The sequence below is a fragment of the Streptomyces sp. NPDC005423 genome, assembly GCF_040606415.1.
Taxonomy (GTDB): Bacteria; Actinomycetota; Actinomycetes; order Streptomycetales; family Streptomycetaceae; genus Streptomyces.
The window spans coordinates 681,805-708,507 of sequence record NZ_JBEXET010000001.1; the positions used below are offsets into that span (position 1 = coordinate 681,805).

A 26,703-nucleotide genomic window follows, 5' to 3' on the forward strand; every position below is an offset into this window, starting at 1 on the left:
CGTGGTTCAGCCGATCTGCGCGTTCTTGTCGACGGTCGTCTGGTCGATGTCGGAGGTCCGGACGGTCACCGAGATCTGCCACTCGCCCGCCATGGGGATCTGGATCCCGGTCGCGGCCCAGTGCCCGGTGGTGATCCGGTCGGGGGTGACGGGCAGCGGACCGATCTTCTTGGCGGCGAGGGTGAAGGCGACCTTCACCTCGGGCACGTCGAAGGCGCGTCCGTTGGGGCGCTGGACGTAGACGTGCATCTCGTTGCCGCCGACCCGAGCGGGGTCGAAGTCGAGCCGTACGACGCCCTTGCCGTCCGTACCGCCGGTGTCGAAGGGCATGTCCAGGGTCAGGGCGCCGGAGGAGGTGGTGGCGGCGGAGGACGACGAGGACTTGGCGGCCCTGGCGTCCTCCTGCGTGCGGCCCGGTTCCGTGGCGGTCAGGACGGTGGTGACGGCGAGGACAGCGACGGCGACGGCGGCCTCGGCGAGCACCGAGCGGCGCAGTCCGGAGCGGTGCGGGTCGGCGTCGCGCAGCCGCTTCTGCCGGGCGGTGTCCACGGCGGCCCGCTGGCGGGCGAGCTGGGTGGCGCGCGGGCCGTCCCCGGCGGTGGCCGCCGCGGTGACGTGGGCCTTCTCCGGTTCCGGCGCCTTCACGTCCTCGGTGGCGGAGGCCGCGTCGGCGGCGTCGACGGACCGGGGTGCCGCCGCGAGCCGGCCGGTCCAGCGCCGTGAGACGGAGGCGATGCCGACGAGCACCGCCACCAGCCCGATCTTGACCAGGAGCAGCTGCCCGTACCCGGTGTCGGTGAACGCCTTCCAGGAGCCCAGCTGGCGCCACGACTGGTAGACGCCGGTCGCCACCAGCGCCAGCACGCTGCCGAAGGCGACCCGGGAGAACCGTCGTACGGCGGTGGCGTCGACGGTGGTGTCCCCGGGTGCGCGGTAGAGCGCGACGAGCAGGGCGGCGAGGCCGCCGAGCCAGGCGGCGACGGCCAGCAGGTGGACCACGTCGACGGGCATCGCGATACCCGGCTGGAGGCCGGTCGAGGCGTGCTCGGCCATCGCCCAGCTGGCGGCGAGCCCGGCGGCGACGACACCGCCGCCGATCGACAGCCCGAAGGTGAGGTCGCGCTTCTCCTCGTCCTCCCGCTTGTCGTAGGCGCCGAAGAGGACGGCGATGAAGAGCGCGGCGGCGGCGAGCAGCAGCAGCCGGGAGACGAGGGCGGCGCCGGTCTTGGTCTGCAGTACCTGCCCGAGCAGGTCGAGGTCGAAGATGTCGCCGACCTTGCCGCTGCTCGTGAACGAGCCGCGCAGGAGCAGCAGCCAGAGGGTGGCGGCGGTGAGAACGACCCACCCGGAGACGACGAGCCGCTGCACGGCCCGCACTCCGGAGCCGCGCTGCCAGCAGGCCAGCACGAAGGCACCGCCGCCGACCATGAGGATGAAGCCGGCGTACGACAGGTAGCGGCCGAAGCCGTAGAGCCGGCCCACGACCCCGCCGCCGGCGTCCTGGCCGGTCAGCGAGACGGTGGTTCTGGAGGGGGAGCCGACGGAGAAGGTGAAGGCGCCGGCGACGGGGTGGCTGTCCGCGGAGACCACCTGCCAGGCGACGGTGTACGTGCCGTCGGGCAGTCCGCTGCGGATCTGTGTGGCGTACGTCGTGCCGCTGATGTCGGACGGTTTGCCGACGTCGACGCGTTTGCCCTTGGGGTCGAGCACGCGCAGCGAGTCGTCGTTGGTGGAGACCTTCTCGGAGAAGGTGAGCGACACCTGGGTGGGAGCCTTGGCGACCACCACCCCCTGCTGGGGGTCGCTGCCGGTCAGCGCCGCGTGCGCGGAGGCCGGTCCGGCGCCGGCGAACAGCATCCCGGTGACGGCCAGGAGCAGCAGCACCAGGTTGCGGACGCGGGGGGTGATGGTCGTCGTCAAGGTGGGTTCCCTCCCTCAGTGCCCGGTCGCCGGGTTGTACGTGGCCGACTTCACCGGCATCTCAACCGTGATGGCGCCGGACTTGGCGAAGTGCAGCTTCACGGTCACCGTCTCGCCCTGTTTCGGCCGGCGCTTCAGCTTGTCGAACATCAGGTGGTTGCCGCCGCTCTTGAACACGAGCCGACCGTGCGCGGGGACATCGAGCGAGGTCACCTCCTCCATCGACTGGCCGACCGTCTCGTGCACGGAGACGGGGCCCATGTCGCTGGTGACGGAGGTCAGTTCGTCCTTCGCGCCGCCCTTGTTGGCGATGTCGAGGAAGCCCGCCGCCATCTCCGAGACCGGCTGGGGCATGTAGGCGGAGCTGACGGAGAGCCGGGCCTTCGAGCCGCCGGAACCGCCGCAGCCGGCCAGGACCAGCGCCCCCGCCAGTAGCGCGACGGGGGCGAGGGGGTGCCTCACGGGTTCTCCCCCTTGGCGATCTTGGGGAGGTCCTTGGTGTAGTCCTGGACGGTGGCGTCGTCGCCGTAGAGCAGGTACCCGCCGTCGGTCTTCGGGGAGAACGCGATGACCTGGGTGCCGTGGGCGGAGACGAGCTTGCCGCTCTTGTCCTTCTTCGTCGGCTCGATGGAGATGCCGAGGGAGCGGGCGCCGGCCTGGATGGTGGCGAAGTCGCCGGTGAGACCGACGATCTGGGGGTCGATGCCCTTGAGCCACTTGCCGAGTTCGGTGGGGGTGTCGCGGGCCGGGTCGGTGGTGACGAACACGATCCGCAGCCGGTCCTGCTCGGCCCGGGACAGCTGCTTCTTGGCCACGGCGATGTTGTTCATGGTCAGCGGGCAGATGTCGGGGCAGTGGGTGTAGCCGAAGTAGACGAGGGTCGGGTGGCCCTTGGTCTCCGCGCGGAGGTCGTACTTCTTGCCCTGGGTGTCGGTGAGGACGAGGTCGGGCTTGGTGAAGGGGGGGTCGAGGACGGTCGCCGCCTTCTGCGGGGTGTCCGCGGAGATCACGGCGACGGGGCTCTGGCCGTCGTTGCCGCTGCCGCAGGCGGAGAGCGTCAGAGCGGCGGCGGTGAGCAGCACGGCCGCCGCGAACGTCTTCTTGCGCATAGAGAAATGTCCCAGGTGTGAGAGCTCCGGCGCGCACCGGGGCCGTACGCAAGAGTCGCACGGACCCTTGTGCGCGCCGTGGACGGTCGGGGTTTCAGCCGGTCGTACGCCGGCGGCCGGCGAGAACGCCGTACGCCACGCCCGCCGCGCCGACGACGATGCCCACGATGCCCAGCACGCGGGCGGTGGTGTCGCTGTCGTCGCCGGAGGCCGTGGTGGCGGAGGCGGTGGTCTCGGTGGTCTTCGAGGTGTCGGCGGCGTCGGTGGCGTCCGTGGTGTCGGCCGTCCCGTGGGTGTGGCCGTCCGCGGCGGCGGCCGAGAGGGCGAGTACGGGGGCCGGGTTCTCGGGCTCCTCGGCGCCGTCCTTCTGGACCTCGATCCAGCGGACGACCTCCTTGTCGGAGTACGTCTGGACCGCCTTGAAGACGAGTTCGTCGGCGTGGTCGGGCAGCGCGCCGATGGAGAGCGGGAACTTCTGGAAGTAGCCGGGTTCGATGCCCTTGCCGTCGGCGGTCCAGGTGACCTTGGTGACGGCCTCGGAGATCGTCTCGCCGTGCGCCTTCACCGGCTCGGCCAGCTTGGCCCTGGTGACCTTGACGGTCCAGCCGTCGAGGGGCTGGGGCATCACCGAGGCGAGCGGGTGGCCGGCCGGGAGGCTGACCTCCAGCTTGGTGGTCGAGGCCTTGTCGCGCTCGTTGGGCACCTTGAAGTCGACGACGACGTATCCGCCCTTGGCGGCTGTGCCTTCCGGCTGCACTGTGACGTGCGCGAAGGCGGGGGAGGAGAGGACGAGCACGGCCGAGCCGGCGACGGCACCGGTGGCGGCGAGACGGGAAACCTTCATGGAAGGGAGTGCTCCACTTCGAGTTCGGTGGTTCCGCTGATGAGGAGGGGGCGCGTGGTGTCCCGGCTGCGGAACACGGGCACGCGCGCGTGCCGCACGACGGCGGCCGGCCCCTCCCGGGCGGGATCAGCGCTCCGGTGAAGTGGTGGTGGTCGCGTCGTGTCAGGCGGCGAGAAGGAGTACGGCGTCGGTGGGCGGCCCGCGTCTGATCACCGTGTGCTGGAGGGCGACGGTGTGCGGCACCGGCGGCGCGAACAGGGCGGTGCGGTGCGGGCGCGGGCCCGTCACCGGTACGCCCGGGAGCCCGGCCCGCAGGGCGCGCACCAGGGCGAGGGCTCCGCGCAGGGCTCGTACGAGCGCCCCCTCGGCGACTCCGTGCGCCGAGAGGTCCGCCAGCCGCAGCAGCGCCAGGTCCCCGTTGCGCAGCAGCCAGCCCGCGGCGAGCGCCGCGAGGAGGTGGCCGAGCAGCATGGGCAGGGACGGCAGCATCTCCATCGAGGAGCCGGAGCCGGAGGCCGCGGAGAGGGCGCCCGCCGGGTGGTGCATGGCGCCCATGTCCATGTCCGGGGCGAGCCGGGCGGCGGTCAGGATCCGGTGTGCCTGCGCCGGGCTGATCGCGGCGGCCGTGGTGCCGCACAGCAGGTGCGCGGCGCGGGCGACGAGGGCCGCGTCGGAGGCGGACATCGCGCCGGGGGCGGTGGCCGTCATGCCGGCCTGGCCCAGTCCGAACAGGGCGTGCAGCACGGTCTGGCCGACCGCGAGCAGTGCCACGACCGCGGGCAGCGGGCGCACCCGTCCGGCGAGCGGAGCCGTGACCAGGACCGTTCCGAGGAAGCCGGCGCCGAGGGTCCACAGCGGCACGGTCCCGGTCGAGGCGAGCACGTGTCCTGCCGCGGCCAGCACGACACAGACCGCGGAGAAGACCGCGGCCCGCAGGACGCGGAGTCCGCTTCCGGGGCGCGCCGTGCGCGGCTGGGGGGCAGTCATGGCGGGCCCATCATCGCACTGGCCCCCCGACCGCCCGAGGGCAGCCCGCCCGGTGCGGCGCGACCGGCGCGCCCCCCGGCACACGGGCACCCCTGCATACATCGATCGGCGCCCCTGTGCATCCCCCGTATGGGCGGCCTCACGTCGACCGCGCGCTTATCCGGGGGCCGTGGCGGCAATACGTAACGGTATGTCGAGCCGCGGCCGGGAGGCTGGAGCATGAGCATCTGGTGGTCACTGCATCTGCGGCGAGAAGCCGCGAGCGTGCCGCTCGCCCGGCGCCTGCTCCTCGGCACGATGGAGACGGCGGGAGTCGACCCGGACGTCTCCTACGACCTCTCCGTCGCCCTCACCGAGGCCTGCGCGAACGCCGTCGAGCACGGCGGCGACACCGCGCGCGGCACCTCCACGGAGGCGTACCGGGTCACCGCCTATCTCGACGGTGAGAAGTGCCGTATCGAGGTGGCCGACTCGGGCCCCGGCTTCACCCGCGGGCAGCGCGTCCGGCGCGCCCCGGAGGAGGCCGAGCACGGCCGCGGCCTCTGTCTCATCGAGGAACTCGCCGACCACGTCCACATCGGTTCCGCCCCGGGCCGGGGCGGCGCGGTGGTCAGCTTCGACAAGATCCTGAAGTGGCGCGAGGACGCTCCGCTCATGGCGGCGGTCTGAGCCGCGCGGTACGGCGGTCCCCGGAGTCCCGGGCGGCGCCTCAAGGGCAACTACCGCCCCTACGAGGGGAGTTGTCCGCCCTGCCCGCCCACCGCGCCGCGCGCGCGTCCTGCGCCGGGCTGTGAACCGTCCCCCGGCCGACCCCCTCGGACCGTTCCGGCCGCACCGGGCCCGGCACGTGAAGGGCCGGGCACCTCGGTGGTGCCCGGCCCTTCGTCGCGCTGCTCCGCACGGCCTCCCGAGGTGCCCGGCCGGCACCCCGGAGACCCCCTCTCAGCCCCTTCTCAACCCTTCAGCGAGGCCATCCAGGACTCCACCTCGTCGGAGCGGCGCGGGAGGCCGGCCGAGAGGTTGCGGTTGCCGTCGTCCGTGACCAGGATGTCGTCCTCGATGCGGACGCCGATGCCCCGGTACTCCTCCGGGACGGTCAGGTCGTCCGCCTGGAAGTACAGGCCCGGCTCCACCGTGAGGACCATGCCCGCCTCCAGGGTGCCGTCGACGTAGGACTCGACACGCGCGGCGGCGCAGTCGTGCACGTCCAGGCCGAGCATGTGACCCGTGCCGTGCAGCGTCCAGCGCCGCTGGAGGCCGAGCTCCAGGACGCGCTCGACCGGGCCCTCGACCAGACCCCACTCCACGACCTTCTCGGCGAGCACGCGCTGCGCCGCGTCGTGGAAGTCGCGGTACTTGCCGCCGGGGCGCACCGCGGCGATACCGGCCTCCTGCGCCTCGTACACGGCGTCGTAGATCTTCCGCTGGATCTCCGTGTACGTGCCGTTGACGGGCAGCGTGCGGGTGACGTCGGCGGTGTAGAGGGTGTGCGTCTCGACGCCCGCGTCCAGCAGGAGCAGGTCGCCCGAGCGGACCGGGCCGTCGTTGCGCACCCAGTGCAGGGTGCAGGCGTGCGGTCCGGCGGCGCAGATCGAGCCGTAGCCGATGTCGTTGCCCTCGACGCGGGCGCGGAGGAAGAACGTTCCCTCGATGTAGCGTTCCGAGGTCGCCTCGGCCTTGTCGAGGACCTTGACCACGTCCTCGAAGCCGCGGACGGTCGAGTCGACGGCCTTCTGCAGCTCACCGACCTCGAACTCGTCCTTGACGAGCCGGGCCTCGGAGAGGAAGACCCGCAGTTCCTCGTCGCGCTCGGCGGTGACCTTGTCGGCCAGCGCCTCCTCGACGCCGGCGTCGTACCCGCGCACCACCCGGACCGGGCCGGTCGCCGCGCGCAGCCGGTCGGGGAGCCGGCGCACGTCCGACGCGGGAATGCCGTAGAGCGTGCCGGCCTCGGTGAGGGAGTGGCGGCGGCCCACCCAGAGTTCGCCCTGGCCGGAGAGCCAGAACTCGCCGTTCTCGCGGTCGGAGCGCGGCAGGAGGTAGATCGTCTCCCGGTGGCCGTCGGCCGTGGGCTCCAGGACGAGGACGCCGTCCTCCGTCCCGTCGCCGGTCAGATACGCGTACTCCACCGATGCCCGGAAGGGGTACTCGGTGTCGTTGGACCGGGTCTTGAGGTGGCCCGCGGGGATCACCAGGCGCTCGCCCGGGAAACGCGCGGACAGGGCGGCACGGCGGCGGGCGGTGTGCCCGGCCTGGGCGACGGGCTGCAGGTCGTGCAGCTCGGTGTCGGCCCATCCGGACTTCATGTTCTCGGCCAACTCGTCGGACACGCCCGGGTACAGGCCGTTCTTGCGCTGCTTGGTGGGCTCCTCGTCGGGTTCGGTCTCCGGGCCCGCTGCGGTGGCAGCAGTATCCGACACAGCCGGGTTGAGCTCGTCGGCCACGGTCATCCTCCTCGATACGGCACTGGACCCCGTCATCGTACGGTCGTACGGCAGGGGGCCCAGGGCCGGAGGGCCTGTTACACCGGGCCGGCCGGCGGCCACGCGGCACGAGCGGCGCCGCTGTCCGGCGCGGACCGCGCGGACAGCGGGAGCGGACCGCGCGGCTACCGGAAGCTGGCCGCGAGAAGTACCACGTCCTCGTCGCTGTCCGCGGTGTCGAGGCCGTCCGGCAGCATGGACCGCAGGACGTGGTCGGCGATCGCGTCCGGGTCGCCGCGCAGCCCCTTGGGGACGCTCGCCGCCGCCGAGTGCAGCCGGGCGAAGGCGCGGTCCACGGGGTCGCCGGTGCGGTGCAGCAGCCCGTCGGTGTAGAGCAGCACCGTTTCGCCTGCCTCCGCCTCGAACTCCATGCTCGGCGCCTCCCAGCAGGCGAGCATCCCCAGCGGCGCGGAGACCGACGTCTCCACGAACTCGGTGCGCTCCCCGCCCAGCAGAAGCGGCGGACAGTGCCCGGCACCGGCCAGGGTGATCTTGCGCAGCGCCGGCTCGCAGTAGGCGAACAGGGCGGTGGCGGAGCGGGCCGGTTCGGTGAGCCGCAGCAGCAGTTCGAGGTCGGACAGGACGGCGACCGGGTCCTCGCCCTCCATCACGGCGTACGCCCGCAGCGACGCGCGCAGCCGGCCCATCGCGGCGACCGCGCTCGGCCCGGCGCCGCTGACCGCGCCGACGGCGAGGCCGAGCGCGGCGTCCGGCAGCGGCAGCGCGTCGTACCAGTCGCCGCCGCCGCGCGGACCGGTGCGGTGCCGGACGGCGAGCCGTACGCCGGCCACGCGCGGGAGCCGGGACGGCAGCAACTCCTCGGTCATGGTCGCCATGCACGCGCGCGTGCGCTCCAGTTCCAGCAGCCGGGCCAGGTGCTCGGTCGCGTACCGCACGTACAGGCCGGCGAGGTGGCGGGGGCGTTCGCCGGGGGCGGCGGGCTCGTCGTAGAGCCACATGGCGGCGCCGAGGCGGCCGGCGGCGTCGGTGGACAGGGGGAGCGCGTAGCTGGCGGCGTAGCCGAGGCGGGCGGCCACCTCGCGGTGGCGGGGGTCCAGGGCGTCCTCGGCGAACAGGTCGGGGCGGATGACCTCACCCCCGGCCTCCGGAACGTCGTCGAGGAGCCGGCCGTAGGGCATCGCGCCGCGCGGGACGGTCTCGATATGACCGAGATCGGCCCGGGCGAGGCCCAGGCCGATGGTGGTGTCGGGGCCGAGTCCGTCGCCCGGTTCCAGGACCACGAGTCCGCGCCGGGCGCCCACCAGAGCGGCTCCGGCGCGCAGCAGTTCACGCAGCGCGTCGTCGAGTGCTTCCGTGCGGGCCAGCCGTTCCATGAGCTCGTGCAGGGTCGTGAGATCGGAGACCCAGGCGGCGAGCCGGTCCTGGAGCAGGGCACTCGGCGCGTTCGCGGCGGTGTCCTGCCGCTCCCCGGCGGTCCGGGTGTTCGGTCCGGGGGCGGAGGGGGCCGGAGAGGCACCCGGGGCGGCCGGCGCGGGCGCGACAGTGTGGGCTGGAGAGGGAACCGTTGAATCGATTCCAGCCACTTTCGGAGGGTGAGGGGCGTTCATGTCGTCCGGCTTTCCGACCGGTGCGTATTGCTCGATAGCATCGCAAACCCCCATGTCATTCTGCGCCGCTGGCAGTGTCTCCACATGTACACGCACTCGTGAGGGGATGTCCAGCATTGTCCTGCCGGGATTCCTGGTGTCCAAGCGTCTGACGGTGTTCTTTCTCCGACCCCTTGCGGATTGGCGAAGTTGGCCTAAAACTGCTCTAGGGGAAGCCCGATTGCGGTCGACTGGGCTTGCTCGACGGAGCGTCACACCGGTTGTGATGGGTACGTACTCGGAGAAGGCCAGGGGCGGTTGGGGGACTGCCCGGAACCTGGCGACGGACCCGGGCGTCTTAACCACCGACGACCGAGCCCCATCCTCCCGCGGCGGAGGCGGAGAGACCCACGCGCGACGTAAAACGCCAGACTTCGCCACCCCGCGCCACGCCCGTACTTCTGCCCGACGCGGTACGGACGCGGACGCAGCCAACGATCTGCCCATAGGGGTTCCCCTTGCCACGCGCAGGGGTGTGATGCGCCAAAAGGTACGCACAGTGCAGTGATCGACACATGGTGTGATGCAGCCCACGGTGTTGCCAGGCGTGCAACGGAAAGGAACGAGCGCTCATGCGCGAGATCCTCGGAAGGCGACGCAGGCTCCTGTCCAGGCGAAACGACGGAAGGCCTGAGATGCTCGGCGCGGCCCTGACCATCGCGGCCGATTGGCAGTGGCCCGTACTCCCCGGTGTGTCACCGGATCCGCAGGGCCGGGCCCGCTGCGGCTGTCCCGACCCGGAGTGCACGGTCCCCGGTGCCCATCCCTTCGATCCCGGCCTCCTCGCGGCCACCACCGACGCGCGCATGGTGCGCTGGTGGTGGGCCAACCGCCCGACGGCCCCCATCGTCCTCGCCACCGGCGGCAAGGCGCCCTGCGCGGTGAGCCTGCCCGCGCCCGCGGCCGCCCGCGCCCTCGCGGCGCTCGACCGGAGCGGCATGCGCCTCGGCCCGGTCGTCGCGGCGCCCACCCGCTGGGCGCTGCTCGTCGAGCCGTACTCCATGGAGCAACTGGGCGAGCTGTTGTACGCCCAGGACCATGTCCCCGGCTCGCTCCGCTTCCACGGCGAGGGCGGCTATCTGGCGCTGCCGCCGTCCGAGACCGGTCACGGGCAGATCCGCTGGGAGCGCGCACCGCTGCCCGGCTCGGCCGCGCCCTGGGTGCCGGGCGTGGAGGCCGTGGTCGACGCGGTGGTCGAGGCCCTCACTCGTACGGGTGTGAGCGCGCCCGAGTTGTAAGGGTCTTGGGCGCGCGGGGAACCCGGCGCCCTCGATCGGTCGTTATCTTCCGCTTCATGCTGCGTCATTCCGGTGGGCGATCCACGGACCCCCGAAGAGTCCGTCTGCTCGCCCTGGCGGGGGTCGTGGTGTGCGCGGTCGCGCTGCCTCTCGCCGTCGCCTCCGCCGGCCCCGCGGGGCCGGCGGGCGCCGAGGGGTCCGCCGCCGTCCGTTCCGCCGCCCACGACGACCGCCCGGCGCCGTCCGCCGCACCCCGCCGCTCGCCGCTCCTGCTCGGCCTGGGTCTCGCCACCGCGGCCCGCTGCGGGCCCCCGCTCTCCACCCCCGACGGCATCGAGGCGCAGACCTGTGTGATGACGCAGGGTACGGAGACCTGGGCGCGCACCTACTACCGGAACGCGACCGGCGGCGACCTGGACGCGGTGCTGAGCCTCATGGGGCCGGGCAGCCGTACGGTGCAGATGCGCTGCGCCGTGAGCACGGAGGACGAGCCGGGGCTGTGCGAGACACCGCGGCGCCGCACCGAGGGGGAGTTGGCCGGGTACACGGCGGTCGCGGAGTTCGCGGGAGCCGGCGGGGGCGGGCCGCTGTTGCTCCGTTCAGGGAGCAACTCGGCGGCGGCTGGGGCCAGTTGACGATCCGCTTCAGGACGTACAACGGCGGTGCAGATGAGAAGACCCGGTTGCTGGCGACGGGGGATGCACCAGCAACCGGGCTACTCGAACGGTAACAAGAGATCGGCGGTTCGCAAATTCGATCTCGGCTATTCAGACACCGACTCCCTTGCCACGATGGGGAGTTGTGACAGGAGTCATCGGAGCGGACGGAGCTGTCCGACTCCTCGGCAGGCCGGTCACACGGGGTGGCCGGCGCTGTGCGTCAGCTGAGCGTGACCTGTCGGTTGGTCAGCCCGCCGCGCGCGCGGCGCTCGGCGGTGGTGAGGGGCTCGTCCGTGGCCAGGGCCGCGGTGAGCCGCTCCGCGAACTCGGTGGCCGGCTTCTCGATGTCGTCCGCGGTGACCCCGCTCGGCAGGTCCCAGACCGGCACGGTGAGCCCGTGCGCGCGGAAGGAGCCCACCAGGCGGGTGCCCTCGCCCAGACCGGAGCGGCCGTCCGCGTGCAGCCGCGCGAGAGCGTCCAGAAGCTGCTCCTCCGGGTACGGCATCACCCAGCGCAGATGGTTCTTGTCCGGCGTCTCGCACCAGTAGGCGCCGTCCACGCCCTGGAGCCGTACGGTCGGGACGGCGGCGGCGTTGGCGCGCTCCAGGGAGGCGGTCACGTCCGGGGTCGCGTTCTCCGCCTCCGGGACCCAGAACTCGAACCCGGTGTGCACAACTGGCTCGAAGACGCCTTCCGGGTCCAGCAGATCCTGCAGCCGGGGACCGTCGGCCGGGGCGCGGCGGGCCTGGACCGGCGTGCCCGGCTCGGCGACGAGCGCGCGCCGGAGGGTGTCGGCGAGGTCGCGGCTGATGTCACCGGAGGCCGTGTCGTTCTGCAGGCCGAGCAGGACCGAGCCGTCGTCGCGGCGCAGGGCCGGCCAGGCCATCGGCAGCACGGTGGCGAGCGTGACCGACGGGACGCCCTCGGGCAGGCCGCCCTTCAGGGGCAGCGCGGCCGTGGCGGCGGGCACCAGCTCGCGCAGCGCGACCCAGTCGCCCTCGCCGGCCAGTCCCTCGAAGGGGCGCTGCACCAGCTCGGTCACCGCGTGCGCGGCGGCGCGGCCGTGACAGGCCTTGTAACGGCGGCCGCTGCCGCAGGGGCAGGGCTCGCGCGCACCGACGACCGGGACCTCTTGGTCGCTGGGCTGTGGCCGCCGGGCCGTGGTCTGGGGTCGCTTCTTGGCCATCGTGGGTGTCTCCCGGTTACGGCTCGTCTGGTACGGGCGGGAGCCTAGCCGCTCATGCCGTGGTCGACGGGAGCCTGTGGACAACCCGCCCGCTCACGGCACCGGCCGCGCTCCGGCGGGCACTCGCTCAGTCCAGGTCGTCGAAGGCGCCCGCGAAGTCCAGCCCCGTGATCGCGGGAACCGGCGGCGCGGTGACGCGCGTAGCGAAGTCGCCGCACGGCTGCCCGGCATCCGGATCATGGACGTCGTCGTGGACGACGACCCACACGGTGACCTCGCCCCGGGTGTCGTCCCGGACACCCCAGTCGTCGGCCAGCGCGGAGATGATGTTCAGCCCGCGACCGCCGTGCGCGGTGACCGAGGGGGTGGCCGGAGCCGGGCGGGTCGGGCCGCCGCCGTCCGTCACCTCGACGGTGAGCCGTCCGCCGGTCTCCACGCGCCAGGCGCACCGCACGTCGCCGTCCCCGGCCAGGGCGTCGCCCAGGGGCCGGCCGTGCTTGCACGCATTGCTGAGAAGTTCGGAAAGGATCAGTACGGCATCGTCGATGACCGCTTCCGACACTCCGCCCGTGCGCAGTTGATCGCGCATGCGGTGTCGCGCCTTGCCCACGCCCGCAGGGCCATGGGTTACGGCCATGCTCGACGACGCGGGCACTTCCTGTGCCACCACCAACGCCACCCCCGAGACCTCCTTCGCCCCACACCACGGTGTGGATGCCCCATTGGCCTGAACCGGAAACCGGGCAGGCAACGTTCCGTGACGCATTCACCCCGATCGAATACGCAACGAACGCGCCGGAGCACTCCCCGTAATCGGGTGGCTTGTTTTCGATGGTGTGGCCGAGTTCGGAGGATGGTGCAGGTGGGGCCACCGGGTCAAGGGTGTTTGGGGGTTTTTATGAGGTCGTTCCCATTCCGCGGCCGAGCTGGCTCAGAACAGAGCCCGGGCGATTGGTGATGATGGCGTCAATGCCCAGGTCAACGCAGAGATCGACGTCCTCGGGCTCGTTCACCGTCCACACGTGCACCTGGTGACCGGCGTTTTTCAGCCGCTCGATATACGCAGGGTGATTGCGCACGATGCGGATCGAGGGGCCCGCGATCCGGACACCGGCCGGAAGACGTCCGTCCCTCAGCCGGGGCGAGAGGAACTGCAGCAGGTAGACCGTCGGCAGCGTCGGCGAGGCGGCCCGCACCCGGTGCAGCGAACGCGCCGAGAAACTCATCACCCGCACCGGCGACTCGGCGGCCGAGGCCGGCGCGTCCAGTCCGAAGCGCTTCAGGAGGAGCAGCAGCCGCTCCTCGACCTGCCCCGCCCAGCGCGTCGGATGCTTCGTCTCGATGGCCAGCTCGACCGGTCGCCCCGCGTCCGCGACGAGTTCCAGCAGCCGCTCCAGCGTCAGCACGGACGTGTCACCGCGGTCCTCGGGCAGGTGCTCCCAGTCCGGCTCCTCGTCCCGCGTCTTCCAGGACTCGCGGGACTTCCAGGAACCGAAGTCCAGGGCCGTCAGATCGGCGAGCTCCAGCGCCGAGACCGCGCCGCGTCCGTTGGACGTACGGTTGACGCGCCGGTCGTGGACGCAGACGAGATGGCCGTCCGCGGTCAGCCGTACATCGCATTCGAGGGCGTCCGCACCGTCCTCGATCGCCTTCTTGTAGGCGGCGAGCGTGTGCTCGGGGGCCTCTTCGGAGGCTCCGCGGTGGGCGACGACTCGAATCCGGTGCTGCCGTGCGTGGGTCACCGCGTCATGGTGCCACCGCGGAGGGGTATACGCGGAACCAAGAAGGCCTACCTATACGCCTTTTTGGCAGGAAACAACCCATATAAGGGATCGCCCTGGACCCACAGGTACCGCTTATGGTGCTCTGACGTCCGGTGGGAAAAGCTGACGGCATACAAAAGCACATGCACAGCTGTTTCGCGCCGGACAGTCGACAAGCGTGAACGGGCGTGACCGCATGCTACCGAGAACAACAGCCGTGGACCGAGGAGAAGAGCTGTGAGCACCGAGAACGAGGGCACTGCGGTACCCCCCGCCCCGTCCGCACCTCCCGTGCCGGTGGAATCTCCCGCAGCTTCCCCGCAGCCGGCGCCCCAGGCAGGCGCGCCGACCACCCAGCTCCCGCCGGTGCCCGCCGGCGCCCCGGAGCACGACCAGCCCTACGGCGCCCCGGCCCCCGCGTACGCCGCGCCGGGCGCCCCTCAGAGCCACAGCGCCGGGCCGGGCCCCGACGCCTCCTGGCCGCCCCCGCCGCCGGCCACCCCGTCGTACGCCGACAGCGGCGCGCACGCGGGCGCGGGCGGTTACGCCGAGAGCGGGGCGCACGCCGCTCCGGGCGGTTACGCGGACGGCGGCGCGGGCGCGGGTTCCGACCCGTACGCCGGCGGAGGCGAGGGCGCGGGCGGCGGCTGGGGCTCGTCGTACCAGCAGCAGCCGGCGCACAAGTCCGGCGGCGGACGCGGCGGCCTGCTCGCCGCGGTGCTGATCGCGGCGCTCGTCGCGGGCGGCCTGGGCGGCGGCCTCGGCTACACCCTGGCCAAGAACAACGACGACAACGGCAGTTCCACCACCGTCTCCGCCTCCGACAGCGGCGGCGGCAGCTCGGTCAAGCGCGACCCGGGCACGGTGGCGGGGGTGGCCGCCAAGTCGCTGCCCAGCACGGTCACCATCGAGGCGGAGAGCACCAGCGGCACCGGCGGCACCGGCACCGGCTTCGTCTTCGACACCCAGGGCCACATCGTCACCAACAACCACGTCGTCGCGGACGCGGTCGACGGCGGCAAGCTCACCGCGACGTTCCCGAACGGCAAGAAGTACAACGCCGAGATCGTCGGCCACGCCCAGGGCTACGACGTCGCGGTCATCAAGCTCAAGAACGCCCCCAGCGATCTCAAGCCGCTCTCCCTCGGCAACTCCGACCAGGTGGCCGTCGGCGACGAGACCATCGCCATCGGCGCCCCCTTCGGCCTCTCCAACACGGTGACCACGGGCATCATCAGCGCCAAGAACCGCCCGGTCGCCTCCAGCGACGGCAGCTCCACCAGCAAGGCGTCGTACATGAGCGCCCTGCAGACCGACGCCTCCATCAACCCCGGCAACTCCGGCGGCCCGCTCCTCAACGCCCAGGGCTCGGTGATCGGCATCAACTCCGCGATCCAGTCGACCGGCAGCAGCGGCGGCCTCGGCGGCACCACCCAGTCCGGCTCGATCGGTCTGGGCTTCGCCATCCCGATCAACCAGGCCAAGTACGTGGCCCAGCAGCTGATCGCCACCGGCAAGCCCGTCTACGCCAAGATCGGCGCGTCGGTCTCCCTGGAGGACAGCACCGCCGGCGCGACCATCACCGCCCAGGGCGCCAGCGGCGCCTCCTCGGTCGAGACCGGCGGCCCCGCGGCCAAGGCCGGCCTCAAGCCCGGCGACGTCATCACCAAGCTCGACGACTCGGTGATCGACAGCGGCCCGACCCTGATCGGCGAGATCTGGACCCACAAGCCCGGCGACAAGGTCAAGATCACCTACAAGCGGGACGGCTCGCAGCACACGGTCGACCTGACCCTGGGCTCCCGGGTCGGCGACAACTGACGCCCCGAGGCCCCGCCCCGACCGGTTAGTCTTGTCCCCGCGCAGTCGATCACGGACCGCGCGGGGAGGCGTGCCCGAGCGGCCTAAGGGAACGGTCTTGAAAACCGTCGTCGCAGCGATGTGACCGTGGGTTCAAATCCCACCGCCTCCGCCGAGGTCAGAAGCCTTGCAGGTCAGAAGGGGCGCCACTCCTGGGAGTGGCGCCCCTTCGGTGTTCACGCTCTCTCACCCTGGTTCGCGATCGCCCGTATCCCGGTTCTGACCAGTAGGTATGGGCCATCTGTGGGCCGGGATCAGGGCCGCGCATGGGCCGGCCCCCTGGCCGACCGCACTCACCCCCGCCCCCGCCCCCCAGTCATCCGGGCCGCCGACGCGATGGTCGTGCGGGCCTCGTGTGTGGTGAGGCCTGTGCTGCGGGCGGCTTCGATCAAGGGGGCGACCAGGGCGGGGCCGATGCCGTTCTCGTAGGCGCGGCAGGCTGCCCAGTAGAGGCGGGTGTTGCGCTGGCCCTCGTGGGCGGCGAGGACGAACTGGACCAGGCCCTGGCCGTGTCGGCCGACGGCGGCGGGGGTGGGGTGGTGGCTCCTGGGCGGGGGCAGCAGGAGGCGCAGGAGCGAGGGCGGGCAGGGGGCGGGGGCGAGGTGGGCGGTGCCTGGCGCGGTGGCGTAGACGCCGTGGGCGGTGCGGGAGCCGGGGCCGACGAGGTAGCCGCCGGCGCCTCGGATGTCGATGCCGGGGGCGAGGCGGCCGGCGGAGTTGGGGACGACGACGTCCGGTGGGCCGCTCAGCCAGAGGTGGCGTCCGCCGCTGGGGGTCAGGACGACGACGGTGGCGGGGATCGTGAAGAGGTGCCGGAGGGCGAGTTCGCGCAGCGCGGCGGAGGCGTCCGTGCCGGTCTTCGTGTCGAGGTCGACGCCGATCAGGTGGTGCGGGGGCAGTCCGCACGCGATGCCGTAGCCGGTGGCCCAGGGTGCGGCGGCGAACAGGGCGCGGACGCGTGCCGGGTCGGTCGAGGCGTCGTACACCCCGTGGCCGGGGCGGCCACACGCGCCGTGGCAGGGCGGGCTCGCGGGGCCGGGGCCGTCGTGGTGCGGGGAGCGCAGGGCCGGCAGTTTCGTCCGGGAGAGGGGGATGACGGCCAGTCCGCGTTCGGCGGCGGACAGGGCGTGTGCGAGGGCCAGGGCCAGCGTCGTGGCCTGCCGGTCGGTGGGGGCCATGGGTTCAGTTTCGTACGTGCGTTCGAGAAAGGGAAGAGGGGTGGCGCGGCCCGGCGAGGGTGAGGGCGGGTGAGCGGGGGCGTGGCGGAACGATTCGCCCTTAGTCGTGTCCGGGGCCGGGTGTCCGAGCCGCCCTCGCCTGTCCCGAACCGGCGCTTTTCGGTGAGTGAAGGGGTTTATCGACATGTCATCACGCTTGAGGGGTAATTGCGGCCTGCGGGGTGGTTCGAGCGGGAGGGCGTGGGCAACTCTGGTTGCGCGACGTCGTGCACAGCACCGGGGCGGCCGGCCAACCGCCCAGGCAGAAGCCGTACTTGTGATGCGTCCGGCGAGGAAGCCGGGGCGTACCCCGTTCTGGAGGAACAACATGGCAAGCATCCGTACCGCCCGCGTCATCGCCGCCGTCTCCGCCCTCCCTCTGGCAGCCGCCCTCTTCGCCGGCGTCGCGGTGGCGGACAACGGGGCGCTCACGGGCAACGGATCGAACGCGGGTGCGGCGTCCGTCAGTGGCAGTGGGGTCGGACATGACAACGACGGCAACTCCGCCACCACCCAGCAGCAGGCGGTCGGCTCCCACGCCTCGAACCAGAACAACACCGCCCAGGTCGATGGGTCCGCCTTCACCGCCGTCAACCAGGGAAACCGCAACGTCGCCGTCAGCTTCAGCCACCTCTGGTGAGTCCTGGCTGACCTCCGCGTAGGGGTGCGCGGGGCAGTGCTTCAAGGGTCGTGACACGTCTGCGCGGCGGTGCTCCGGTACCGCCGCGCAGACGTTTCCGCGGGCGCCGTCCCGCTGGTGCGCTCAGCGCGACGACCTTGACAGGGCACGGTATCTGACGGACAGTCAGAAAACTTCGTCCGTACGACGTCACGGAGGCCGCCGTCGTGCATCTCGCCCCCACCGAGCGGCAGCAGCGACTGCGCGCCGAACTGCGCGCATACTTCGCGGAGTTGATGCCGGACGGACCGCCCACCGCCCCGGCGGAACAGCGGGCCCTGCTCCGCCGGATCGGCGCCGACGGTCGCCTCGGCCTCGGCTGGCCGGTGGAGTACGGGGGTCAAGGGCGGGGCGCGGACGAGCAGTTCGTCTTCTTCGACGAGGCGTACCGGGCCGGCGCACCGGTCTCGATGGTCACGCTCAACACGGTGGGACCGACCCTCATGAAGTACGGCAGCGCGCGCCAGAAGGCCGAGTTCCTGCCCCGCATCCTGCGCGGCGAGCTGGTCTTCGCGATCGGCTACAGCGAGCCGTCGGCCGGCACGGACCTCGCGTCCCTGCGGACCCGGGCCGTACGGCAGCGGCGGACGCGCCCCGAGGACGGAGAGAACGGAGAGGTCCGCGAAGACGGTCGGGACAGCGAGGCCGGTCCGGCCGCTCAGGACAGTCGGGCCGGTCGGGCCGGTCGGGACGGTCAGGGTGGCGACTGGCTGATCGACGGGCAGAAGATCTTCACCTCCAACGCCCAGAACGCCGACTGGATCTGGCTCGCCTGTCGCACCGACCCCGACGCCCCCAGGCACCGGGGCATCTCGATCATCCTCGTCCCCACCGACGCGCCCGGCTTCTCCTGGACGCCGATCGAGACGGTGGGCGGACAGACGACGACCGCCACGTACTACGACGGGGTGCGTGTCCCGGGCGGTCATCTCGTCGGCGCGGAGAACGAGGGCTGGTCGCTCATCACCAGCCAGCTCAACCACGAACGGGTCGCCCTCGCCGCGATCGGTATGCAGGCGGAGGACTTCTACGCGGCGGTGCTGGCAACCGTCCGCGCACCCGACCCGGTGACCGGCGAGCGCCGTATCGACCAGCCCTGGGTCCGTGCGCAACTGGCCGAGGCGCGGGCCCGGTTGGCTGCCACCCGGCTGCTCAGCTGGCGGCTGGTGGGAGCGGTCGGGGCGGGCGGCCCGGCCCCCGGCGACGCGAGCGCCGTGAAGGTCGCGGGCACCGAGTCGGCGGTGGCGGTGTACCGCATCTGCCAGCACGTGCTCGGCACCGACGGTCTTGCCGGGTCGGTGCGTTCGGGGTCGCCGGGGGCGTTCGGGGACGGCGAGCTGGAGCGGCTGAACAGGGCTGCGCAGATCAACACCTTCGGGGGCGGGGTGAGCGAGGTGCAGCGGGAGATCGTCGCGACGATGCGACTCGGGATGACCAAAGTGACGAGGGCGACGAAGGCAACAGGGGCAACAGGGGCAACAGGGGCGACGGGGGCGCGGCAGTGAGCGACGGGGGCGACGGGGAGGCGGCCCTGAGCGGTGAAGGCCGCGGGGGCGCGACCGTGAGCGGTGACGGCGGCGATGAGGCGCCCGGGGGCGGCGAGTTGGGGATACGGCTCAAGGCGTACGAGGGGCTGCGTGCCGCCGATTCCACGGGCGTGGCCTGGGATCCCGTCAACGAGCCGATGATCCGGCACTGGTGCGAGGTGCTGGGCGACACCGGTGCCGCCTACCGGGGACCGGACGCCGTCGCCCCGCCCACGATGCTCCAGGCGTGGACGATGGCCGGCCTCTCCCCCCGCCCCGAACGCCGTGGCCCCTACGACGAGTTGCTCGGCCTGCTCGACGCGGCAGGCTGCACGTCGGTGGTCGCCACCGACTGCGAGCAGGAGTATCTGCGGCCGTTGCGGCCGGGGGACGCGATCACCTACGACTCGGTGATCGAGTCGGTCTCGGAGCGCAAGACGACGAAGCTCGGCACGGGGTACTTCGTCACCACCCGCATGGACATACGCGTCGGCGCCGACCTCGCGGGCACGCACCGCTTCCGCATCCTCAAGTACGCCCCCGCGCGGCGGCAGGAACCGGGCCCCCTCCCCCGCCCCCGGCGTCCGCGTCCCGTCGTCAACCGGGACAACGCGGGCTTCTGGGAGGGCGTGCGGCGGCACCGCCTCCTCATCCAGCGGTGCACCGCCTGCGGCACGCTCCGCCACCCCTGGCTGCCGGGCTGCAACACCTGCGGCGGCCTGGACTGGGACACCGTGGAGGCGAGCGGTGAGGGAACCGTCTTCTCGTACGTCGTCATGCACCACCCGCCCTTCCCCGCCTTCGACCCCCCGTACGCGGTCGGCCTGATCGAACTGGCCGAGGGGGTGCGGATCGTGAGCAACGTGGTCGGAGTGCCGTACGACAAGGTCCGTATCGGGCTGCCGGTGCGGCTGGAGTTCCGGCGATACGCGGACGAGGACGAGGGCGCGGACGAGGGCGCGGACAGGGAGGCCGACGAGGGCGGGACGCTGGTGCTCCCGGTCTTCGCGGCGGTCGGCGGTGCGGGCTGAGATGGACTTCACGCCTACGGAGGAGCAGACGGCGGCCCGCGAACTCGCCGCCCGGGTCTTCGGCGACCTCGCGGCCCCGGAGCGGCCGGCCGCCGCCGGGACGGGCACCGACCCCGAGCTGTGGAAGGCGCTGTGCGCGGCCGGACTGGTCGGCGCCGTAACGGAGTTGGGGCTCCTCGGCCTGGTGCTGCTGCTGGAGGAGCAGGGCCGGACGACGGCCCAGGTGCCGTTCGCGTCGACGTGCGTGTACGGACTGCTGGCGGTCGCGTCGCACGGTTCGGCGGAGCAGCGCGAGCGGCTGCTGCCGGGGATCGGCGACGGCTCGGTGGTGGTGGGCGGGGCGCTGCCCGCCCAGGGGGGCGTACGGGCGTCCGGGCGGGGCGAGTTGACCGGGACCGTGCCCGTCGTCCCCTGGCTCCGGGAGGCCACGCACGTCCTCGTCGCGGACGGACGGCGCCGGCTGTGGCTGACGCCGGTCCCACAACCCGGCGCACGGGTCGAGCCGGTGGAGCTCACGGCACCCTGGTCGGCGGGGCGGCTGACACTCGACGGGGCACGCGCCGAGCGGCTCGGCGGCGCACCGCTCGGCGGCGAGGGAGCGAACGGCGAGGGAGCGGACGGCGACCACGCCCCCGCCCACTCCGATGCCTACTCCGACGTCCTCGCCACCGCCCGTACCGCCTTCGCCGGTCTTCAGGCCGGGGTCTGCGCCGGGTCGCTCGCGCGGGCCGTGGCGCACACCACCTCGCGGGAGCAGTTCGGGCGTCCGCTGGCCACCCGGCAGGCGGTCCAGCTCCGGGCCGCGGACGCGTACATGGACACCGAGGCGATCCGGGTGACCGCGTACGAGGCGGCCTGGCGCCGGGACGCCGGGCTGCCCTACGGCACCCACGCGCTGACCGCCGCCTGGTGGGCGTCCGACGCCGGGCAGCGGGTCGTCCACGCCGGCCAGCATCTGCACGGCGGCGCGGGAGCCGACCTGCGGCACCCGGTCCACCGCCACTTCCTGTGGGGCCGCCAACTGGACGCGTATCTGGGCTGCGGCGCGGAACTGCTGCAAGAACTGGGCGAGTTGATCGCCGAAGGGGAGGCGGGGGCATGACGGCGGAGGTGCGGGCGGGCGACGCGCTGCCGCCGTTGGAGATCGAGGTCACCCGCACGCTGATCGTCGCCGGGGCCATCGCCTCGCGCGACTACCAGGACGTGCACCACGACGCCGAGGCGGCTCGGCGGAAGGGCTCCCCCGACATCTTCATGAACATCCTGACGACCAACGGCCTGGTCGGCCGGTACATCACGGACCACTTCGGCCCGGCGGCCACGCTCCGCAAGGTGTCCATCCGGCTCGGCGCGCCCAACTACCCCGGCGACACGATGGTGTTGACGGGCCGAGTCGAGCGAGTGGACGGCGGAACAGCGACGGTGAGCGTGGTCGGCGCCAACGCGATCGGCCGCCACGTCACCGGCACGGTGACGCTCGTCCTGCCCACGACGCACTCGACGCACTCGACGCACTCGACGTCCACGACACACACGAGGGACGGTTCATGAGCGTACGGAGCCGGGACGCGCTCGGCGGGCGGGCGGCGGTCGTCGGGATCGGGGCGACGGAGTTCTCCAAGGACTCCGGCCGCAGCGAGCTGCGGCTCGCCGTGGAGGCGGTGCGGGCCGCGCTGGACGACGCCGGGCTGACACCGGCGGACGTGGACGGGATGGTCACGTTCACGATGGACACCAGCCCGGAGATCACCGTGGCCCAGGCGTGCGGGATGGGCGAACTGTCCTTCTTCTCGCGGGTCCACTACGGCGGCGGGGCGGCCTGCGCGACCGTCCAGCAGGCGGCGCTCGCGGTGGCGGCGGGCGTGGCCGAGGTGGTGGTCTGCTACCGCGCGTTCAACGAGCGCTCGGGGCGCCGCTTCGGCTCCGGGGTGGCCCACCGGGAGCCGTCGGCGGAGGGCGCGGCGCTCGGCTGGGCGCTGCCGTTCGGGCTGCTCACCCCTGCCTCCTGGGTGGCGATGGCGGCCCAGCGGTATCTGCACACCTACGGCCTGACCGCGGAGGCGTTCGGGCACGTGGCCGTGGTGGACCGCGCGCACGCGGCGACGAACCCGGCCGCGTACTTCCACGGCCGGCCGATCACCCTCGCCGAGCACGCGGCCTCCCGGTGGATCGTCGAACCGCTGCGCCTGCTGGACTGCTGCCAGGAGACCGACGGCGCCCAGGCGCTCGTCGTGACCTCCGTGGAGCGGGCCCGCGACCTGGCGTGCCCGCTCGCCGTGATCGCGGCGGCGGCCCAGGGTTCGGGGCGCGGCCAGGAGCAGATGACCAGCTTCTACCGCGACGGACTGACCGGCCTGCCCGAGATGGCCGTGGTCGCGCGCCAGCTGTGGCGGACGGCGGGCCTCGGCCCGGACGAGATCGACGTGGCGATCCTCTACGACCACTTCACCCCGTTCGTGCTGATGCAGCTGGAGGAGTTCGGTTTCTGCGGGCGGGGGGAGGCGGCCGACTGGGTCGCCGCGGGGCGGCTGCCGCTGAACACGCACGGCGGGCAGCTGGGGGAGGCGTATCTGCACGGCATGAACGGGATCGCGGAGGGGGTGCGGCAGGTGCGCGGCACCGCCGTGAACCAGCGACCGGGGGCCGGGCGGGTCCTGGTGACCGCGGGCACCGGGGTGCCGACGTCCGGGCTGGTCCTCGCCGCGGCCGGCTGACCCCCAGGGGCGAACCCGTAGTACGTTCCCCCGGTCTCCTCCACCTTCAGGAGGTGGCGGAGACCCCACCCCTACAACCTGAGACGGACCCGGCTTCGGGACCTGCGGCCGATCCGCGCGAGCGGGGGTCACTCATAGCGTGGAGCCATGACCACAGCCGTCTGCACCAGCGCTTCGGACGCCGCCGCGCGGCCAGCCGCACGGACCGCCACCCGGGTACCGCGGCCGCTCGCGTACCCGTCGTTCTCGTCGTACGTCAGGGCCCGGCAGCCGCTGCTGCTGCGCGCCGCGCGGTCGCTGACCGCGAACCCGTGCGACGCGGAGGACCTGCTGCAGACCGCCCTCGCCAAGACGTACGTCGCCTGGGAGCGGATCGAGGACCACCGCGCGCTGGACGGTTATGTGCGCCGGGCGCTGCTGAACACGCGCACCTCGCAGTGGCGCAAGCGCAAGGTCGACGAGTTCGCCTGCGAGGAGCTGCCGGAGCCGGAGCCGGGCGGCGCGGCCGACCCGGCGGAGCAGCAGGTGCTGCACGACGCGATGTGGCGGGCGATCCTGAAACTGCCCGCGCGGCAGCGGGCGATGGTCGTCCTGCGGTACTACGAGGACCTCAGCGAGGCGCAGACGGCCGAGGTGCTCGGGGTGTCGGTGGGCACGGTGAAGTCGGCGGTCTCGCGCGCGCTGGGCAAACTCCGTGAGGACCCGGAGCTCGACCTGGTCCGCTGACATCCGGGCGCCGTGATCGATCACCCGGTCCTAGTGACATACCGAGTGGTATGTGCGCAGAATCGTCCCACTCGTCGCGATGTGGCGACGGCGCCCCCGGGAGGACCGCTGTGTACGGCACCATGCAAGATGTACCGCTTCTGATCAGCCGGATTCTGGAGCACGGACGCGCGGTCCACGGATCGTCGCACGTGATCACCTGGACCGGCGAGGCGGAACCCCAGCGCCGTACCTTCGCCGAGACCGGTGACCGCGCCGCCCAGCTCGCGAGCGCCCTCCGCGACGACCTCGGAGTGACCGAGAGCAGCGTCGTGGCCACCCTGATGTGGAACAACGCCGAGCATGTCGAGGCGTACTTCGCGGTGCCCGCGATGGGCGCGGTGCTGCACACCCTCAACCTCCGGCTGCCGGCCGAGCAGTTGGTGTGGATCGTCAACCACGCGGCCGACCGGGTCGTCGTCGTCAACGGTTCGCTGCTCCCGCTGCTCGCCCCGCTGCTGCCCCAACTGCCCACGGTGGAGCACGTCGTGGTGTCCGGGCCCGGCGACCGTTCGCTGCTCGACGGTGCCCACGCGCGCGTGCACGAGTACGAGGAGCTGCTCGCCGGCCGTCCGACCGCGTACGACTGGCCGGAGTTCGACGAGCGCCGGGCCGCCGCCATGTGTTACACCTCCGGCACGACGGGCGACCCCAAGGGCGTGGTCTACAGCCACCGTTCGATCTACCTGCACTCCATGCAGGTCAACATGGCCCAGTCGATGGGGCTGACCGACCAGGACGTGTCCCTGGTGGTGGTCCCGCAGTTCCACGTCAACGCGTGGGGGCTGCCGCACGCCACGTTCATGACCGGCGTGAACATGCTGATGCCGGACCGTTTCCTCCAGCCCGCCCCGCTCGCCGAGATGATCGAGCGGGAGAAGCCGACGCACGCCGCCGCCGTCCCCACCATCTGGCAGGGCCTCCTCGCCGAACTGCACGCCCGCCCCCGCGACGTCTCCTCCCTCACCCAGGTCACCATCGGCGGCTCGGCCTGTCCCCCGTCCCTCATGGAGGCCTTCGACCGGCTGGGCATGCGGGTCTGCCACGCCTGGGGCATGACGGAGACCTCCCCGCTCGGCACGATCGCCCGTCCGCCGGCCCACGCGGTCGGCACCGAACGGGAGTGGGAGTACCGGCTGACCCAGGGCCGTTTCCCGGCCTCCGTCCAGGCCCGCCTCACCGGCCCCGGCGGCGAGCGCCTGCCCTGGGACGGCGAGTCGGCGGGCGAACTGGAGGTGCGCGGCCCGTGGATCGCGGGCGCCTACTACAACGGCCGGGACGCCGAACCCCTGCGCCCCGCCGACAAGTTCAGCGAGGACGGCTGGCTGAAGACGGGCGACGTCGGCACCATCTCCCCCGACGGCTACCTCACCCTCACCGACCGGGCCAAGGACGTCATCAAGTCCGGCGGCGAGTGGATCTCCTCGGTGGACCTGGAGAACGCCCTGATGTCCCACCCGGACGTCACCGAGGCCGCCGTGGTCGCCGTACCGGACGAGAAGTGGGGCGAGCGTCCGCTGGCCACCGTCGTCCTGCGGGAGGGTTCCACCGCCGACTTCGAGTCCCTGCGGACCTTCCTCGCCGACGAGGTGCGGATCGCCAGGTGGCAGCTCCCGGAGCGCTGGACGATCATCGAGTCGGTGCCGAAGACCAGCGTCGGCAAGTTCGACAAGAAGGTCCTACGACGCCGGTACGCCGACGGCGACCTGGACGTCACCCGCCTCTGACCCAGCGGCGCCGTCGTCGCCGTAGGACGGCCGTCGTCTCTTTCGGGCGGCGGCCGCCGGGACCCTCGTGGCGTCGGCTCACGTCACCGTCGCGCGGCGGTCGTGGACCACCCGAGCACCAGCCACACACCCGCCACCGCGCACACCCCGCTCCAGCCCCAGTGGGTGTACGCCGTGCCGGCGAGGGCCGAGGCGAGGGCGCCGCCGGCGAAACCGGCCACCACGTAGGCGGTGTTGGCGGTCGCCGGGGCGGAGGTGGTGGTCAGGGCGAGGGTCTGGTTGGCGACGTGCGAGGCGACCAGCGCCGCGTGGATCGCGACCGCCGCCACGCACAGCGCCCAGAGCACCTGTCCGCCCAGCCAGAAGAGGGGCACGGAGACGGCGGCGAGCAGATACGCGGACCCTACGACCCGGCCCGCGCCGAACCGGTCGACCAGACCGCCCGCGAGCGGGGCCACCGCGCTGGCCGTCAGCCCGAAGAGCCCGAACAGGCCTGCCGTCGCGGTGGAGAAACCGTACGTCGAGCCGGTCGTGCCGGTCAGGAGCAGGGCGAGCGAGGTCCACAGGGCGCTCCACGCGCCGAACATCCCGGCCTGCCGCAGGCACGCGCGCCATAGGTCGGGCGAGGAGCGGACGAGGCCGGGCAGGGCGGTGAGGCCGGCGAAGAGCGGGCCGGTGCGGCGGCGGGTCTCGGCCGGCAGGGCGAGCGCGGTGGCCAGACCGAGGAGCAGGGTCAGCCCGGCCGAGCCGGCGAACACCGCGCGCCAGCCGAAGGCCTGTCCGACCAGGCCGCCCAGCACCCGCGCGGCCACTATCCCGGTGAAGAGCCCGGCGATGACGGCCGCGACATGGCGGGCGCGGTGGTGGGCGGGGGCGCGTTCGGCGACGAGCGGAACGAGGAGCTGGGGGACGACGGTCGCGGCGGCGGCGACGAAGACCGCGCCCGCGAGCGCGGCGGTGCCGGGCGCGGCGGCGGCGCCGATGAGCGCGACCGCGGTCGCCACGGAGAGGGCGGCGACCAGGCGGCGCCGGTCGACCCGGTCGCCGAGCGGGGCGAAGAAGAGCAGCCCGGTCGCGTAGCCGAACTGCGCCACCGAGGCGATCCAGGCCACGGCCGAGGGGGTCGAGCCGAAGTCGTGGGCGATGAGGGGGAGCAGCGGGGCCGCGAGGTAGATGTTGGCGGCCGTCACGGCGGTGCAGACGGCGATGAGGACCAGGAAGAGCTTGCCGGCGGCCGTGGGGCCGGCCGCTCCGCGGGCCGATGTCTGGGCGATGGTTGCCGAGGACATGATCGGTGGGACTCCTTCGGTCCTGCGTGACTGCGGGACTGCGAACTTTCGGGCGGGCGGCGGGCGGCGGGCTGCGGGCGTGGCTCCGGGTGGGTGCGC

24 protein-coding genes and 1 tRNA gene are annotated in these 26,703 nt (G+C 72.8%); 13 read left to right on the plus strand and 12 right to left on the minus strand.

All coding sequences use genetic code 11. The features are described 5' to 3' along the window. Nucleotides 1-6: 6 nt before the first annotated feature. The 5 genes from ABZT12_RS03190 to ABZT12_RS03210 form a co-directional block, all read right to left on the minus strand. Nucleotides 7-1,920: a copper resistance protein CopC gene (locus ABZT12_RS03190; RefSeq protein ID WP_356376333.1), complete on the minus strand. Its 1,914-nt coding sequence runs from the start codon at nt 1,918-1,920 to the stop codon at nt 7-9. 15 nt (nt 1,921-1,935) lie between these two features. After that, nucleotides 1,936-2,382 carry a copper chaperone PCu(A)C gene (locus tag ABZT12_RS03195; RefSeq protein WP_356376337.1) on the minus strand — a complete coding sequence of 149 codons (447 nt, stop codon included), beginning with the start codon at nt 2,380-2,382 and terminating at the stop codon, nt 1,936-1,938. Continuing rightward, a complete protein-coding gene (locus ABZT12_RS03200; protein WP_356376340.1) occupies nt 2,379-3,029 on the minus strand; it encodes an SCO family protein in 651 nt (216 codons plus the stop codon). Before ABZT12_RS03200 ends, ABZT12_RS03195 begins: the two co-directional genes overlap by 4 nt. A gap of 94 nt (nt 3,030-3,123) precedes the next feature. Next, nucleotides 3,124-3,873 carry a YcnI family protein gene (locus tag ABZT12_RS03205; protein ID WP_356376343.1) on the minus strand — a complete coding sequence of 250 codons (750 nt, stop codon included), beginning with the start codon at nt 3,871-3,873 and terminating at the stop codon, nt 3,124-3,126. 162 nt (nt 3,874-4,035) lie between these two features. Beyond that, a complete protein-coding gene (locus ABZT12_RS03210) occupies nt 4,036-4,860 on the minus strand; it encodes a hypothetical protein (protein WP_356376346.1) in 825 nt (274 codons plus the stop codon). Nucleotides 4,861-5,079: 219 nt separating this feature from the next. Here ABZT12_RS03210 and ABZT12_RS03215 point away from each other — a divergent pair, with 219 nt between their 5' ends. Then, nucleotides 5,080-5,529: an ATP-binding protein gene (locus ABZT12_RS03215; RefSeq protein WP_356376349.1), complete on the plus strand. Its 450-nt coding sequence runs from the start codon at nt 5,080-5,082 to the stop codon at nt 5,527-5,529. Between the two features lie 284 nt (nt 5,530-5,813). On the opposite strand, the gene ABZT12_RS03220 is transcribed toward ABZT12_RS03215, so the two are convergent. After that, nucleotides 5,814-7,310: an aminopeptidase P family protein gene (locus ABZT12_RS03220; RefSeq protein WP_356376352.1), complete on the minus strand. Its 1,497-nt coding sequence runs from the start codon at nt 7,308-7,310 to the stop codon at nt 5,814-5,816. Between the two features lie 158 nt (nt 7,311-7,468). Then, on the minus strand, nt 7,469-9,028 hold the full coding sequence (locus ABZT12_RS03225; protein WP_356376715.1) for a PP2C family protein-serine/threonine phosphatase: 1,560 nt from the start codon (nt 9,026-9,028) through the stop codon (nt 7,469-7,471). A gap of 494 nt (nt 9,029-9,522) precedes the next feature. Between ABZT12_RS03225 and ABZT12_RS03230 the strand changes: the two genes are divergently transcribed. Further along, nucleotides 9,523-10,188, plus strand: a complete 666-nt coding sequence (locus ABZT12_RS03230) for a bifunctional DNA primase/polymerase (RefSeq protein WP_356376355.1) — start codon at nt 9,523-9,525, stop codon at nt 10,186-10,188. Between the two features lie 56 nt (nt 10,189-10,244). Then, nucleotides 10,245-10,823, plus strand: coding sequence for a hypothetical protein (locus tag ABZT12_RS03235; protein WP_356376358.1), 579 nt, complete (start codon nt 10,245-10,247; stop codon nt 10,821-10,823). Nucleotides 10,824-11,067: 244 nt separating this feature from the next. On the opposite strand, the gene ABZT12_RS03240 is transcribed toward ABZT12_RS03235, so the two are convergent. The 3 genes from ABZT12_RS03240 to ABZT12_RS03250 all read right to left on the minus strand — a co-directional run bounded on the left by ABZT12_RS03240 (nt 11,068) and on the right by ABZT12_RS03250 (nt 13,775). Next, nucleotides 11,068-12,033: a DUF5926 family protein gene (locus ABZT12_RS03240; RefSeq protein WP_356376361.1), complete on the minus strand. Its 966-nt coding sequence runs from the start codon at nt 12,031-12,033 to the stop codon at nt 11,068-11,070. A gap of 127 nt (nt 12,034-12,160) precedes the next feature. Further along, on the minus strand, nt 12,161-12,799 hold the full coding sequence (locus ABZT12_RS03245; protein WP_356376364.1) for an ATP-binding protein: 639 nt from the start codon (nt 12,797-12,799) through the stop codon (nt 12,161-12,163). A 130-nt stretch (nt 12,800-12,929) separates the two neighbouring features. Next, a complete protein-coding gene (locus ABZT12_RS03250; protein WP_356376367.1) occupies nt 12,930-13,775 on the minus strand; it encodes a glycerophosphodiester phosphodiesterase in 846 nt (281 codons plus the stop codon). A gap of 258 nt (nt 13,776-14,033) precedes the next feature. Here ABZT12_RS03250 and ABZT12_RS03255 point away from each other — a divergent pair, with 258 nt between their 5' ends. Beyond that, a complete protein-coding gene (locus ABZT12_RS03255) occupies nt 14,034-15,617 on the plus strand; it encodes a trypsin-like peptidase domain-containing protein (protein WP_356376370.1) in 1,584 nt (527 codons plus the stop codon). 64 nt (nt 15,618-15,681) lie between these two features. After that, a tRNA-Ser gene (locus tag ABZT12_RS03260) sits at nt 15,682-15,768 on the plus strand. Nucleotides 15,769-15,949: 181 nt separating this feature from the next. Here ABZT12_RS03260 and ABZT12_RS03265 read toward each other — a convergent pair. Next, the gene (locus tag ABZT12_RS03265; protein ID WP_356376373.1) at nt 15,950-16,834 is read right to left on the minus strand and encodes a bifunctional DNA primase/polymerase; all 885 of its coding nucleotides are present in this window, start codon (nt 16,832-16,834) and stop codon (nt 15,950-15,952) included. Nucleotides 16,835-17,201: 367 nt separating this feature from the next. On the opposite strand from ABZT12_RS03265, the gene ABZT12_RS03270 reads away from it, so the two are divergent. The 8 genes from ABZT12_RS03270 (at nt 17,202) to ABZT12_RS03305 (ending at nt 25,315) form a co-directional block, all read left to right on the plus strand. Then, the gene (locus ABZT12_RS03270; RefSeq protein WP_356376376.1) at nt 17,202-17,513 is read left to right on the plus strand and encodes a hypothetical protein; all 312 of its coding nucleotides are present in this window, start codon (nt 17,202-17,204) and stop codon (nt 17,511-17,513) included. Nucleotides 17,514-17,719: 206 nt separating this feature from the next. Beyond that, a complete protein-coding gene (locus ABZT12_RS03275) occupies nt 17,720-19,057 on the plus strand; it encodes an acyl-CoA dehydrogenase family protein (RefSeq protein WP_356376379.1) in 1,338 nt (445 codons plus the stop codon). Nucleotides 19,058-19,113: 56 nt separating this feature from the next. After that, complete coding sequence (locus ABZT12_RS03280; protein WP_356376718.1) at nt 19,114-20,109, plus strand: bifunctional MaoC family dehydratase N-terminal/OB-fold nucleic acid binding domain-containing protein; 996 nt, start codon at nt 19,114-19,116, stop codon at nt 20,107-20,109. A 1-nt stretch (nt 20,110) separates the two neighbouring features. Continuing rightward, a complete protein-coding gene (locus ABZT12_RS03285; protein ID WP_356376382.1) occupies nt 20,111-21,211 on the plus strand; it encodes an acyl-CoA dehydrogenase family protein in 1,101 nt (366 codons plus the stop codon). An 8-nt stretch (nt 21,212-21,219) separates the two neighbouring features. Further along, nucleotides 21,220-21,660: a MaoC family dehydratase gene (locus tag ABZT12_RS03290; RefSeq protein WP_356376721.1), complete on the plus strand. Its 441-nt coding sequence runs from the start codon at nt 21,220-21,222 to the stop codon at nt 21,658-21,660. After that, entirely contained in the window at nt 21,657-22,823 is a 1,167-nt protein-coding gene (locus tag ABZT12_RS03295) for a lipid-transfer protein (RefSeq protein ID WP_356376385.1), read from the plus strand. The genes ABZT12_RS03290 and ABZT12_RS03295 overlap by 4 nt, the downstream gene beginning before the upstream one ends. A gap of 147 nt (nt 22,824-22,970) precedes the next feature. Beyond that, nucleotides 22,971-23,549 (plus strand): SigE family RNA polymerase sigma factor, encoded by a 579-nt coding sequence (locus ABZT12_RS03300; RefSeq protein ID WP_356376388.1) that lies wholly within the window; start codon nt 22,971-22,973, stop codon nt 23,547-23,549. A 110-nt stretch (nt 23,550-23,659) separates the two neighbouring features. Then, on the plus strand, nt 23,660-25,315 hold the full coding sequence (locus ABZT12_RS03305) for a long-chain fatty acid--CoA ligase (RefSeq protein ID WP_356376391.1): 1,656 nt from the start codon (nt 23,660-23,662) through the stop codon (nt 25,313-25,315). Between the two features lie 83 nt (nt 25,316-25,398). Here the strand turns inward: ABZT12_RS03305 and ABZT12_RS03310 are convergent, their stop codons facing one another. Then, nucleotides 25,399-26,604, minus strand: coding sequence for an MFS transporter (locus ABZT12_RS03310; RefSeq protein ID WP_356376394.1), 1,206 nt, complete (start codon nt 26,602-26,604; stop codon nt 25,399-25,401). Nucleotides 26,605-26,703 lie beyond the last annotated feature (99 nt).

Coding starts and splice junctions, on each gene's coding strand:
- ABZT12_RS03200 (WP_356376340.1), bottom strand. CDS start 3,029: ATGCGCAAGAAGACGTTCGCGGCGGCCGTGCTGCTCACCGCCGCCGCT.
- ABZT12_RS03205 (WP_356376343.1), bottom strand. CDS start 3,873: ATGAAGGTTTCCCGTCTCGCCGCCACCGGTGCCGTCGCCGGCTCGGCC.
- ABZT12_RS03210 (WP_356376346.1), bottom strand. CDS start 4,860: ATGACTGCCCCCCAGCCGCGCACGGCGCGCCCCGGAAGCGGACTCCGC.
- ABZT12_RS03215 (WP_356376349.1), top strand. CDS start 5,080: ATGAGCATCTGGTGGTCACTGCATCTGCGGCGAGAAGCCGCGAGCGTG.
- ABZT12_RS03220 (WP_356376352.1), bottom strand. CDS start 7,310: ATGACCGTGGCCGACGAGCTCAACCCGGCTGTGTCGGATACTGCTGCC.
- ABZT12_RS03225 (WP_356376715.1), bottom strand. CDS start 9,028: ATGCTGGACATCCCCTCACGAGTGCGTGTACATGTGGAGACACTGCCA.
- ABZT12_RS03230 (WP_356376355.1), top strand. CDS start 9,523: ATGCGCGAGATCCTCGGAAGGCGACGCAGGCTCCTGTCCAGGCGAAAC.
- ABZT12_RS03235 (WP_356376358.1), top strand. CDS start 10,245: ATGCTGCGTCATTCCGGTGGGCGATCCACGGACCCCCGAAGAGTCCGT.
- ABZT12_RS03240 (WP_356376361.1), bottom strand. CDS start 12,033: ATGGCCAAGAAGCGACCCCAGACCACGGCCCGGCGGCCACAGCCCAGC.
- ABZT12_RS03245 (WP_356376364.1), bottom strand. CDS start 12,799: ATGCGTCACGGAACGTTGCCTGCCCGGTTTCCGGTTCAGGCCAATGGG.
- ABZT12_RS03265 (WP_356376373.1), bottom strand. CDS start 16,834: ATGGCCCCCACCGACCGGCAGGCCACGACGCTGGCCCTGGCCCTCGCA.
- ABZT12_RS03270 (WP_356376376.1), top strand. CDS start 17,202: ATGGCAAGCATCCGTACCGCCCGCGTCATCGCCGCCGTCTCCGCCCTC.
- ABZT12_RS03285 (WP_356376382.1), top strand. CDS start 20,111: ATGGACTTCACGCCTACGGAGGAGCAGACGGCGGCCCGCGAACTCGCC.
- ABZT12_RS03295 (WP_356376385.1), top strand. CDS start 21,657: ATGAGCGTACGGAGCCGGGACGCGCTCGGCGGGCGGGCGGCGGTCGTC.
- ABZT12_RS03300 (WP_356376388.1), top strand. CDS start 22,971: ATGACCACAGCCGTCTGCACCAGCGCTTCGGACGCCGCCGCGCGGCCA.
- ABZT12_RS03310 (WP_356376394.1), bottom strand. CDS start 26,604: ATGTCCTCGGCAACCATCGCCCAGACATCGGCCCGCGGAGCGGCCGGC.